Annotated in this window: 6 protein-coding genes and 1 pseudogene; 5 read left to right on the forward strand and 2 right to left on the reverse strand. The window is 67.5% G+C overall.

The genetic code is table 11. The features are described from left to right. The first annotated feature begins 259 nt into the window (after positions 1-259). Positions 260-976: a hypothetical protein gene (locus tag ABD332_RS54485; RefSeq protein ID WP_344514074.1), complete on the forward strand. Its 717-nt coding sequence runs from the start codon at positions 260-262 to the stop codon at positions 974-976. 350 nt (positions 977-1,326) lie between these two features. Here the strand turns inward: ABD332_RS54485 and ABD332_RS54490 are convergent, their stop codons facing one another. Continuing rightward, on the reverse strand, positions 1,327-5,829 hold the full coding sequence (locus ABD332_RS54490) for a sacsin N-terminal ATP-binding-like domain-containing protein (protein ID WP_344514076.1): 4,503 nt from the start codon (positions 5,827-5,829) through the stop codon (positions 1,327-1,329). Between the two features lie 349 nt (positions 5,830-6,178). Here ABD332_RS54490 and ABD332_RS60355 point away from each other — a divergent pair. The 4 genes and pseudogenes from ABD332_RS60355 to ABD332_RS54505 all read left to right on the forward strand — a co-directional run. Then, a pseudogene (locus ABD332_RS60355) lies at positions 6,179-6,763 on the forward strand (zinc-ribbon domain-containing protein); the annotation flags it as partial. Between the two features lie 189 nt (positions 6,764-6,952). Beyond that, entirely contained in the window at positions 6,953-8,836 is a 1,884-nt protein-coding gene (locus tag ABD332_RS54495) for a zinc-ribbon domain-containing protein (RefSeq protein ID WP_425552450.1), read from the forward strand. An 840-nt stretch (positions 8,837-9,676) separates the two neighbouring features. Continuing rightward, on the forward strand, positions 9,677-9,988 hold the full coding sequence (locus ABD332_RS54500) for a hypothetical protein (protein WP_344514078.1): 312 nt from the start codon (positions 9,677-9,679) through the stop codon (positions 9,986-9,988). Beyond that, the gene (locus ABD332_RS54505) at positions 9,985-11,112 is read left to right on the forward strand and encodes a hypothetical protein (RefSeq protein ID WP_344514079.1); all 1,128 of its coding nucleotides are present in this window, start codon (positions 9,985-9,987) and stop codon (positions 11,110-11,112) included. Before ABD332_RS54500 ends, ABD332_RS54505 begins: the two co-directional genes overlap by 4 nt. A gap of 177 nt (positions 11,113-11,289) precedes the next feature. On the opposite strand, the gene ABD332_RS54510 is transcribed toward ABD332_RS54505, so the two are convergent. Beyond that, positions 11,290-12,516 (reverse strand): IS110 family RNA-guided transposase, encoded by a 1,227-nt coding sequence (locus tag ABD332_RS54510; protein WP_344514081.1) that lies wholly within the window; start codon positions 12,514-12,516, stop codon positions 11,290-11,292.

Genomic DNA, 12,516 nt, shown 5'->3' on the forward strand with positions numbered 1-12,516 from the left:
CACGTCCGACGACCATGCCAGCCGCACAGCGAACACGTCATCAATCAACCTGCGATAGCACCAACCAGCCCGATGGCAGGTCAACGCGTTGGGAAATGGTGCGTGTCAGACCTGGCCCAACACCCCCTCCACAAGGTTAGGTCAACCTAAATCTCGGGTGGACTTCGGTCGCGAGGACCTACTGATCAAGACCGGGATGCACCATGCCGGGAACCGCTCCTCGTGCCCGCTCCACCCTCGACCGGCTACTCTGCGAGCCATGAGCAATGCGGCCGGGGCGAAGGCAACCCGCGAGGAAGAAATCGCGTTTCGGGCCATGGAGCAGGTGCTCGGGATCGACATCAAGCTCGCGGATGCAGGCGCCGGCAACAATATGCCCGACGGCGCTTGGGTATACCCTGACGGCCAGGAGCGCCGCGGCATCGTGGAGGTCACCTCGCCCCCGGCCGCACACCTGATGAGACGTTGGGCGCGGGCGAGAAAGGCAGGACTGCCCCTGACCGAGAGCGGATCGATCCCCTTACGCTTGAACGAGCTCGCACAGGTGTGCGATGAGATACTCGCGGCGGATTGGGCCCGGGACAACATCGACAAGCTCCTGGCCCAACCGGCCGATGAGCGGCACCTATTCCTCTTCGGGCGGCGTCACGCGGAAGAGCACTACTTCTTCCGGCTGTCCGATCTTGATGACGACGGGAAACCTGAGCCCGTCGATGACCTTGTCCTCCCTCAGGGCATCTCCGACGTGTGGTTCCGGGGCCGGGCACGGCTGGACCGTGACCAACCACCTGACCAACTAGGGGACACAATAGAACTCAGGTTGGCCCGGTTTCATGCGGAGTCGGGTTGGCATCGTCATGTGGTCCAGATCGAAGACCGGCACCTGCCCGCCCCCAATCGGCATATCACCGCTGATCGAGTTCCCGCTGGATGGCGACAGCCCAAAGATCGATCTGCCAAGCCAGCCGACGGCTGAGGCCGACTTGCTAGACATTCACGTATCGGGTGCAGGGCCGGCTTCTACCGCGGGTGTGCCACGGGTCTGACCCGCGGGCGGCCCACCGCTAGACGCCGAACCCGTCCTCATTGCCGCGATCCGGTCGTGGGGCCACGACACCTGACGATCGTCCCGTCATGGCCGCCTACCACAATACGACGTCAGTCAATCTGCGGAACAACCAACCACCCCGACAGCAGGTCAGGGCGTTGGGAAATCATACGTGTCCGACCTCGGCCCAACACCCCTCCACGAGGTCGGGCTGACCTAAACTGCGAGCTTGGTCGGCATTCCCGTCATGTCCACGCTAATCGGACTTGGCGATGCTGCTAGAGCTCTATGTTGACCGGTGCGGGACCGAGGCCATACACAAGGCTGTGCTCGGCACTTCGGACGCCGCTAAGCGTTACCGCGCCGGAGCTGACCACGGGGAGCTGGCGTACTGGGTCCACGATGATGCGGACCTTGGGCCGGGCGTCGGCGCCCTCAATGTTGGACACAACGACCAGGAAGAAGTCGGGCGTGCTCAGCGCCCGGCGGACCTGCGACTCCTCCAGACGGATGACGTCGGGTTCGTCACCGGCGTAGACCTTCAGCTCGAAGAAACGCTCGAGCGAGTCGACGGCATCGGCGCCGACCCCGCGTTGGGCGCGGAGGTCGGCGATCTCCCGCTCGTCACCGGCCAGAACCTTGCGCGCCAGCGCCAGGCCGACCGACTCCCGGTCCAGCGCGGTGAAGGCCGGCAGGCCGGTTCGGTTCGCCGGCGACGGCGACGCCCGGTCGGGGCGGGGCAGCGGCCCGACGGGGCGCCGCGGTGCGCTCGTCGTTCGGGTTACGCCCGGTTCGCCGCCCGCACGACCGTCCGGGTTGAGGACGACGAGGGTGGACGGATCGACGAGGACTCGCGGCGGGGACGGGGGTGGGCCGGCGGGCCCGGCCGGCCCAGGGCTCACGGGCGGTGTGGCGGGCGCCGCCGGCCGGGTCGCGGGGTGTCGCGACCGCTCCTGGTGCCGGCCAGCGATGTCCCGTGCCAGATCGGCGGCGCGCTCGGCCATCGCCTGCTCCTGCCGGGCGCGCTCCTCGGCCGCCTCGATCGCGGCGAGGCGGATGGGTTGCGCGGCCGGGCCGTCGTCGGCGGCGACGCAGGCGGCCAGCCATGCCTGCGCGAGGTGCCGCTGATCGGCGCCGGCGAAGAGGCCGGCCACTGCTCGGCCACCGCCGTCGACCTGGCGCAGCAGCCGGTCGTCGCGCAGATACAGCACGCGCGTCCCGACATCAACCTTGGCAACCACCTCGATCTCGACGGGGCCCCGGCCCTTCAGCCCGTCGACGCGGACCCGCAGCCCGGGGTCGACGTGCACCGCGATCTCCCCGAATAGATCCCAGCCCACGGTGAGCATCCCTGCCGTCCGGGCATCGTTGCGCGCGAGGTCTTCCTGCAGCCGCGCCACCGCCGCGGCGAACAGCGCGGTCGTAGCCTCGTCGCGGACGGCTCGCGCCGGGTCGACGACGGTCGTCGCTTCGGTCCTCAGCCGGGATATCCGCAGCGGCTCCAGCAGGGCCTCGAACTGGCCGACCTCGCCGCCGGGCAGCCATACCGGCACCTCGGCGCCGAGTCCCTCGACGAGGGCGGGGTCGTCGACGGCGTACACCGGCCGCTTCGACCTCCACCCCTGTGTCGTCCACAGGGAGAGCGTTCCGAGCTGCTGGGGCCGGTCCGTCGATGATGCGAGCCGGGCACGGAGGTGGCGCAGCGTCTCCAGGAGCACGCCGACGTCGTCGCCCTCGGGCGCGCGCCGCGTCTGCGCGATCTGGCGGATGACTCGCAGGCAGTCCTCGATCGACGGCGTCCGGATGTTCAGTGCCGTCCACAGCGGCTCGGCGTCGTTGACCGCGGGGGCGAAGGCATGGTGGCGTCGGAAGATGGGCGGTCCCGCGAGCACCTGGGCCGGTTGACGCCAGCCGAGGTCCGTGTGGATCAGGCCGGCGCCCTCGGTGAAGGCGGAGCGCAGAGCCCGCGGGGGAAGGTCGCCGGGAAGCGCTTCGCGGCTCGCGAGGCGTTCGCCGATGGCCCGGTAGACGATGGCGGCATCGGTGGCCAGGGTCGGCGGAGCAGGCGCCTCCGCGCGCAGCCGGCGCAGGCGTTGCACGAGGTCCAGGGTCGTCGGCTCGCCGGAGACGCCCAGGGCGGCGAGGATCTCGCGCCGGTTGCGGCGGTCGAGGTCCGGGTGCAGGTACCTCGGCGCGTCGGGGCCGTACACGGCCACGGTTCCGGCCGTCTTGAGCCGCAGGTCGAGCGGCGCCCGGGGAGCACCGTGGCTGTCGTCGAGCCAGGCGGCCGCCCCGGCCGACCAGAGCCAGAATGCCTTGACGGTTCCCCGATGCCGCCAGTTGTAGTCCGTGTCGGCAGCGGTGACGTCGGCGCTGTCGGCCAGCCGGTCCCATGCTCGCCCCAGCGCGCCGAGGAGTGCGCCGGCCCGCTCGCGTCGGCGCTTCGCCTTGCGTTCGCGGGCGATGTCGGCGACGACGGCCCGAAGGTCTGGGCTGTCGATGTCGTTGAGCGTGTACGACGCCGAGAGGGTGCTCATCATCCGCGCGCGCTGCACCGGGCCGCCGGCGACTCCCGCGGGAAGCCCTCGCGTCCGGCCGGAGTAGCGCTCCTGCAGCCCGGCGTGACGGGCCAGCCGTGGCACCCGCTCGACCCCGAGCAGGCCCAGGAACCGCTGCGCACCGAGGCCGCCCACCCGGCCGGTCGGCGACCGGAGCTGTTCGGCATACCGGTTGTTGGTCCACAGCAGGCCCGGCGTCCTGTCGGCCGCTGCGGCGAAGCTGTCCGGCTCGCGGTCGATGGCCCGTGAGAGGTAGATCTGCGCGGGGCGCGCATCGAGGCGCTCGATCTGGCCGTGGGCGTCGAAGCGGTATGCCGCGATCAGCACGGACCGGCCGACGTCGCGTCCCAGCACGGTTCGGTCACCGGGCGGCAGCTGCTCGAAGGCATCGCGCAGCGCGCGGAGCTGGTCGTCGGTCAGCGGCGCGGTGAGGCATTGGCCGGCCTGCCCGGCGGCGGCGAGGCGGCGCACGACCTCCTCGTTGCCGGCGTCGTCGATGACGGCACCGGTCCTGCGCAGCCAACCGAGCACCGTCCGGGCCGCGTCGGTGTCGGCAAGGTGCTCGTCGGCCAGGCCCACGCCCATGCCGAGCTGCTCGGCCAGGCCGGAGCGCGCGACCATCAGCGCCTGGACGGACTCGGCCGTCGGCGGCGCGATCCGTCGGCCGTCGGAGGTGCTCACGCAGGGCAGCCCAGCCAGCCACGAGGCCAGGCCGTTGTCGAGGGCGACCGCGACCAGCTCGATGTTCGCCGAAACATCTCGGTCGGCGTCCCGCAACAGCTCCAGCGCGTTCTGGACGGTGACCACCGGCGGCAGCGCGTCCCCAGCGTCCCGCCAGTCGTCGAGCACCTGGCGCCAGCGCGCGCCGGCGTCGCGGGCCACGGCCGGGAACGGTGTGGTAAGCCCTGCGAGGTGGGCGGTCTCGGCGGGCTCGATGACCCTTTCCAGGTCAGCCGCCTCGACCGCCAGGTCGGCGAGCGAGATGTGCTCGCCCGCTACGACGAGAGCTCCACGGGTCGCCAGCTGGGTGCGGGCCCGATCAAGGAGCAGTTCTTCCAGGTCCGCGACGATCGAGCGGGCACCGTCGGCGGTGACGTCCTCGCCGGGCAGCGGTATGGCGTCCCAGGCCGCGGCCGGCTGCTCGGCGAGGAGATCCTCGACCACCTCGACCCAGAGGTCGGCCAGCAGCGGCAGCAGTGCGCCGTTCCACGCGGTGTCAGCCAGCCCGGCCCGGCTGGTGACCGGGTCGAACTGGGCATTCACCCGCAACGGCGCCGCCGTGTCCACGACGGGCAGGCCGGCGTAGACGGCACCGTGATCGCCGGGCTGCAGAGCGATCGCGAGCCCCAGCGGGACGGTGACACCGGCCGCCTTGCGCACCCGGTGGACGTCCGGCGGTGTCGGTACCTCGGTGGAGTGCACCAGCCACCGCCGGCCGTCCGGCGCCGCAGCGTGCCGGCGCCGCACCACCGCGTTGTGACCGGCGATCCGGCCGTCGGCTGGCCGGTCGTCGTTCCACGACAAGCGAAGGGTACGCAGCGGCCGACCCTGCGCCGACAGGACCGAAACCTCCCGGACGTTACGCAGGAACAGCAGCGCGCTGTCGTCCCACCGGCCGAGCCACGCGACGAGGTCGGCCGGGCCGAGGCTGCCGGGCCGCACCTGCAGGCCGAGCACGGTCAGGTCGCTCGGCGGGCCGTCCGGCTCGATGGCCGAGATCGTGGGGTCGCCCAGCCGGATGTGGTAGGGGCCGCTGTGCACGTCGAGAACGTCGGACAGCGCCCGCAGGGTCATCAGCCCGATGCCGAACCGGCCCGCGGCGACGTCGTTGCCGGTCTTGTTGGACAGCCACGGCGTGGCCAGCGCCAGGACGTCGGGCAGGGTGACCTCGTCGCCGTCGTGCACCGCGGTGAGCCGGTCGCCGACCAGCCGGAACCGAACATACGAGGCGTTCGCGTCATCCGCGTTCTGGATGATCTCGGAGATCCCCTGTAAACGATCGCCCGACAGCGTCTCGGCTCCAGCTCGCGCTCCATCGAGGGCGTCCTTGAACACTCCCGGCGCCGACGCGAACAGCCGGGCGAACTCGTCGACAGCATGGCGTGCCTCCACGCCGTCCCTGGGACTGAAGACGACCGCCGCCCGCGGATCGGCGAAGAGCCGCCGGGCGGCATCTTCAGGACCACCGGCCCTAGCCATGTCCATCGCTCCGGGGGCGCTCACGCGCAGATCGTAGTTGAGCAAAGGTGAGGCCGGTCAAAGGCTTACCATCTGCGTTCGGCCTAAAAGACTCGGCCCTATCCTCGGGCGCGCGCACATGCCGCGTGTCAACGGCCGTGGTGATGTCCAACTGGCCGTTGACACCCAAATGGTCACAGGTGGCAATGCGCCGCATACGCACTGAGCGCCAGAACACCGCAGGTATCAAGGAGTGTCCCTGGCCATGCCGCCGGCCGAAATTGTCATACCCCCATGCGACAGTGGCGACATGACCGTCAAGGCGCGCGTGCGAGTCGTCGATTTCCGCTCCGATCTATTTCCGGAGCTGATCGAGGTCGAGGGATGGACGGGGATGCTGGAGGGCCTGCCGCGGGGATCGAAGCGCAACGCACTGTGGCGGTGCAACTCATGCGGCGGTGAATGGTGGCAGAGCGTGGTGGTCCGGCTGCGAGCGGCCCCTGGCTGCAAAGCCTGCCGGAGCGCGCTGCGTCGGCAGCTGCCTCCTGCGCCAGCACCCGGACGAAGCCTTGCCGAAGTCATGTCGGACGTGGCGGCGGAGTGGGTGGAGTGCCTGACCTATCCGACTGCCACTCCCGAGACGACCAGCGCCTTCTCGACGGCTGAAGTGCGGTGGAAGTGCGCAGCCTGCGAACATTCTTGGGTGAGCCCGGTGGCGCGGCGTGTGACCCACAATGGGAGCGGCTGCACGCCTTGTGCGAACGCACGCCGGAGCGCAGGTAACTCCCGCCGAATCGGCGCGCGCGTCGCGGACGCCCATCCCGAGATCACGGCGTCCTTCGTCCATTGGGCCGACCCCGAGGACCAGACTCCTCTGGGCGAGGTGAGCATTCGGTCCGACCGGGTTGCCTGGTGGCGGTGCACGTGCGGCAATACTTGGCACACGCGGGTGCGGCTTCGCGTCGGCGGTAGTGTCTGTCCGCGGTGCCGGGCCGCGAACCGCCCCCCACGGACCACTGCGCCGCTGCGCGAGACTCACCCTGCGGTCGCCGGCCTGTTTGTTTGCAATCTCAGCCATCCCGCTCGTACCCCAGACGTCCTCCCGAAGTCAGCTCAGGACAGATGCCGCTGGCGGTGTACCGCCTGCACCAACGTATGGGAGCAGACGGTGGTGAAGGTGGTGGCGGCACGCCGACCTTGCCCTCGATGTGCGGATTCGTTGAAGGGCGCGCCCGCACCGGGTAAGTCGCTAGCTGATCTTTTCCAGCGCGAGGCGAAGGAATTTGTCACGAACCTCGACCGCCCCGACCGGATTCCCTCCCTGCTCCGCCCGAATGCGGTCGACCGCTGCCTTTGGCAGTGCCTCGAGTGCCACCACCAGTGGGAATCGACGGTTACCAACCGAGCGGCTGGTAAAGGCTGCCCTGCCTGCGGCCGCAGGCGGGCGGTCGTGTCGAGAAGGACCCTCGCGGCCGGCGCTTCGTTCCGTGAGACGCATCCGGAACTGGCCGCATTGTTCGTGTCCAACAGCACGAACCCAGGACGAGGTCCCGACGGGTTCACCGCAGGGACGAACGACATGTGCGTCTGGCGCTGCCCGGCTTGCCAGAAGACCTTCGAACGGGCCGTCTACACCCATGCGACGAGGGGCCTGTGCGGACCATGCGGTCATGCCGCCGTAGGCGTCACCCGACGTCGAGCTCCGAGGGAGAAGTCCCTGGCCATCATGTTGCCGAAGGTTGCCGCGTCGTTTGTGGAGAACCTGTCATGGCCGGGCCACGGCCCGGAGGCACTATTCCAGCGTTCAACGGCGGTGTGCTCGTGGCGTTGCCGATGCGGAGCTACCTATGAGGCGACCGTTCGGCAACGCACCAAGTCGCCTGAGTTCGGTTGCGGCCGTTGCCGCCGACGGGGCCGCAGCCTGCTGGAACTGGAAGTCGCCCACCTGCTGGCGACGGCTACCGGAGAGCAGGTGGAGGTCGACTTCCCGATCGACGGCGGTCGAGCGCAGGCAGAACGCATCGACTTGTTCCTCCCGGTAGCTGGCCTCTACATCGACCTGGACCCCGCGCAATGGCACAGCCGTCCCGAGCAGCACGCGCAGGACCTGCGGAAATCCGCAATCATGGCCAAGCTTGACGTACGGTACGTGCGAATTCGGCAGGCGGGAACGCCGCCGATTCCCGGTGAAACGCTCGTCACCGGGTCCAAGGACTCGACCGAGTGGTTCCGCGTGTTGGCCCAATGGCTCAGCACCCAGTCCCGGCCCTGCCTGCCGTTGTCGAACGCCCAGATCGCCAGATGTTTGCAAGCCGCCCGTGACGAGTGGAAGAGCCTGCGGGACACGCCACCTGACGACAGCCTGGCGAGCCTGTTCCCCGATCTCGCCAAGGAGCTCGTCGAGAATCTTTCCCGGCCGGAGATGAGCTCAGAGTGGCTGCCTGCCGGCTCCGGCGATCGTTGCCACTGGCGGTGCATCAGTTGCCAGTACGAGTGGCGCACTCTGGTGGTCAGTCGTACTCGAAGCAAGACCGGTTGCCCAAGGTGCGCTTCTCAAAAGCGCGCTTACCGGACGCGGCTGAGCGGAAAAGCACCACGAGTTCGGGACGTTGCTCCGCATCTGGTTGCCGAAGTCGTCGAAATCCTAGACCTGGATAAATCGGGTGACATCGAAGTCGGCGATCTTGCGCGGGGTTCGAGCATTCGGGTGCTTTGGAAGTGCCAAAGCTGCACCCACCAGTGGGTCGCGACAGTTGCCGACCGAACCTCGGGTCGAGGTTGCCGCCCCTGCGGTATCCGAAGGCGAAGCAACGCCGCGCCGGGACAGTCTCTGCAAGATCTCTTTCCCGACGTCGCCCGCGGATTCATAGCAAACCTAGATAACCCAGACCGTGGACCCGAGCAGCTAGGACCTGGCTCCCAAGATCGCTGTAGATGGCGTTGCCCGGAATGCGGGGCAGAAACGTGGGAGGTTACGGTCCAGAACCGAACTAGTCGACAGGGCTGCGGTGGCTGCCGGGTCCGCAGGGTTGGCCGCCGTCGCGCTATCTAGAATGATCTTTAACCTGTGTGCTGCTGCAGATCGGCTCCATAGCGACTCAAGGATTGGGCCGCTGACCGTTGTATTCAACAGTGGTGCTCGCCAACATCGCCGAGCGTCCACCACCGTCCACTCGCGCAAGCGGTGGCTGCCAACAGCCGGGCCGTTTCCACCATCACAACACTCACCGGACGGAATAGGCGCTGTTGACCGTTCGGCAGGGGTACCACACTGGTGATGGCCAGTCAGACCTGCGGAATCACCAGCCAGGCGGACGGCAGGTCAGGGCGTTGGGAAATGGTGCGTGTCAGACCTCGGCACGATGCCAGCCCAACCGCGCAGGTCAAGAGGGATCCCGACCCCTCGATGCACTCGAGCAGTCGAACCCCAATGCGGCGCGCGCCCGCCTTGAGCGCCCGACAAGGAGCGCGACCAACCGCCGCCGCGGCTCCGTCCAGCGTGTGCCCGCTGGCGTTGCCACGCTCGTGGCCAACAGACGGCGCCGCCCCGACGACCCACAAGACATTGAAGCCTTCCATCAGTCATGATCCGGTGCGCACTCAACCGACGAGCACGCATACGATCTTGACGAATAAGGATCCGGATCTGGATCTCGGTTTGATCATGTGAATGCGGTGGCGCCGAACCCCTTGCGTCACTGTCCGTCAGAGGTGTCTGTAGCACCAGGCAACCCACCAGGGTGACTGCATGATCAACGTAGGTGGCATACTTTCGCACACTGATGCGCCTTATACCGGAACGACAGCGCCGAGAGGGCGAGTTGTGATGCTGGTTCGGAGTCGACCATGGATGTGGGCCGGGCGGGTGGTTTTCGGCGTGTTGGTGGCTGGGGTGACGGCCTATCTGGTGATAGTTGGTCTTGATAATGCCGACAAAGTTGCCAGCTGTGTCGGTGTAGTGGTCGGCTTGCTGGCGCTGGGTGCGCCGTATTTGATGCCTGCCGAGGGAGAAGTACCGATGGCAGAACCGGATCACGTCGAGGACACGGGCACGGCCAACGCGACCGGCGGCGGCCAAGCGGTCACCGGCGCTTACATCACCGACGAAGGACGACCCGTGCGGGTGACTCGGTCCGGAGACGCGACCGCCGGTGGGCCCGACTCGATCGCGACGACCGGTATCGTGCGTCGGCCCCGACCGTGACGAACCTCAACACAGCCGGCCACGCCGATTCTGCCGGTAAAGACAACAGTGCGAGCAGAGACGCTGACGCCGAGATCAGTGTTGCCGATACCGGCGCCGCCACCGCCAGCTCCGGCGGCTTCGCGAACGCCGGATTGTTCCAGGGCAACCTCTATCAGCACGCCGCCCCGGAAGAAATTAGGCAGGCCGGATTCGTGGATCGCGGCGGAACCTTAAACCAGATTGCCGGAGATGTGAGTGGTGGCGTTTCAGGCAAGACCCTAGTGCTTATTACGATCCCGGTCATCTTGATAAGTGTCGCCACGATTTACGCCATTGTCGCCCTCCCGTCGAAGCTCGCAAATTCCGCGGCTTGGCGGAGTGGAATCTCGTCAAACGCCACAACCGGAACGGCTCCGTCGCTGATCGCCAGCCCTTCCACGCCACCAAGCCCGAGCTCGCCACCATCGGCACTAACGGCGACGCTCACCGGAGTTGACAACACCTGCACGTCCGTAATTTTCCCTCGGGCACTGAAGGATGAGTCCAAACCATTCGCTGATAGCACCAAGCAGCCCATGGACGCCACTGCCTTCATGGCCAAGGAGCTCCAGCTCGGCGCCTACCCATTCGGCGAGATGATGATTCGCCTGAACGCGCAGAGCAGCCTCCCGCAGTCTGTAACGATCATCGACGTGAGCCTGATTGACCTCACCATAGAGGACCCAGTCGCAGGAATTCTAGTCAACTTAATGACCTGCGGCGGCGACGCGGCCAACCGAATGGTCATTCATGCCGCCGGACCGGACCGTCGACCATTCGCAGTAGATGAGTTCGACCACGAGACAAAAATCCACTTTTTCGACAGAGAGACAATCCCCGTATCGCCCGGCAAGAAGGCAAGCTTTGTGATTCAAGTTCTGCCCGAGGAAGCCAAGGTCAAGAGTGCTTCATATCGCTTCCGCTTGGCGCTATCCTTCGAGGTTGACGGGATTGTTAATAAGGTGGTGGTAGATGACGGCGGCCGCGAGTTTCGTCTAACCACCGGCTGCCAGTTTGACAGCGTTACCACATCTCATGGCGCAACCAACGAATTCCTGCATAAGGTGGATCCGGTCCGGTATGCACAGATATTGTGCGGCTAGGCCGGTAGCATGGGCCGTTGTAAGGAAAGCCCCGAAACCCAATTCGGGGTCGTGTCTTGTCCGAGATAGTTTGGCCACGTTTGCGACACGTCACTCCGCGGCGTCAGAAGTGGCCAGCTTCGGAAGATTGCATCGGCGCGCCTCATGATCGGGTTCGCGCTCATGGATCCCCTCTAGTCAAGGGGTCGTGACGAGGTTTGTTCTACGCGTGACGGTGGCGGGTCCGGGCTGTGACTTGTCCGAAGAGGCGGCTGTCGGGATTGGGTCGTCCGCGCTGGATTGCAGAGTCGCTCCCGAGTGTCCTCCCGGGCCCGTCGCATCGGTTCGGGCGCGTTTGGCGTCCTGGACCATCCGCTTGTAGACCACGTCGGAGAGGTGACGTTTGAGCGCCCGTAGCGCCTCCATGGTGGTCTTGCCTTCGGCCAGGCGGCGCCGGTAGTAGGCGCGGCCGGGGGTGTCGCGGCGCAGTTGGACGACAGCCATGATGTGCAGGACGCGGTTGATGCGTCGGTTGCCGGCTCGGGAGAGCCGGTGGCGTTGCTGGTCACCGGATGACGCCTCGATGGGGGCGGTGCCGTTCCAGGACGCGAAGTGCGCTGCGCTGCGAAACCGGTCGATGGAGCCGATGTCACCGATGAGCCGGGCGGACCCGGATGGGCCGATCCCGTGCAGTTCGGTCAGCGAGCTGCCGGCCGCGGTTACGAGCTGGCGCAGGTGCTTGTCCGCAGCCTGGATCTCCGCATCGATGACGGTCAGGTCGTCGATGAGCTCGCGGGCCAGCTGATGGCGGGTCTGGGCCGCGACGCCGACTGGCGCCGGCGCGGTGCGCAGCAGGTAGCTGGCCTGGCCGCGGGTGAGGAACTTCTTCGCCCCACCGGGGATCAGCTCGAGCAGCAGGTGGTGGATGCGGCTGACGGTCTCGGTCCGGGTCCGGCCGAGTTCGTCGCGGCGGTCGACCAGCAGGCGGATGGCAACGGTGGCATCATCGGCCACCACGGGACGCAGGTTCGGGCGGCGCAGCCCGGCGACAGCCACGCTGTGCGCGTCGACCGGGTCGGTCTTGCGGCCCTGTCCGGTGTCGAACACCCGCACCCGGGCGGACAGTTTCGCGGGCACGTCCAGGACGCCTTCACCGTCGGCGACCAGCCGCTGGGCGATGTGCCGGCCGATGCCGTTGCAGCCCTCGACCGCCCACACCCGGTCCGGGAACTGTCGGCCGGCGGCGAGCATGGCCTGGTAGCCGCCGGTGTCCGTGCGGTACCGGCCTTGGGCGAGGACTAGACGGTCTATTCCAAGGGATACCGGGGCGGTGAAAGTAGACGAGGGTCTCCATGATCGACGTTGCTGAGCAACGAGACCATGGAGGCCACGTGCACGTCGATCTGGACACCCTCGCCACTGCAC

The organism is Dactylosporangium maewongense (assembly GCF_039531485.1).
Taxonomy (GTDB): Bacteria; Actinomycetota; Actinomycetes; order Mycobacteriales; family Micromonosporaceae; genus Dactylosporangium; species Dactylosporangium maewongense.

Coding starts and splice junctions, on each gene's coding strand:
- ABD332_RS54485 (WP_344514074.1), top strand. CDS start 260: ATGAGCAATGCGGCCGGGGCGAAGGCAACCCGCGAGGAAGAAATCGCG.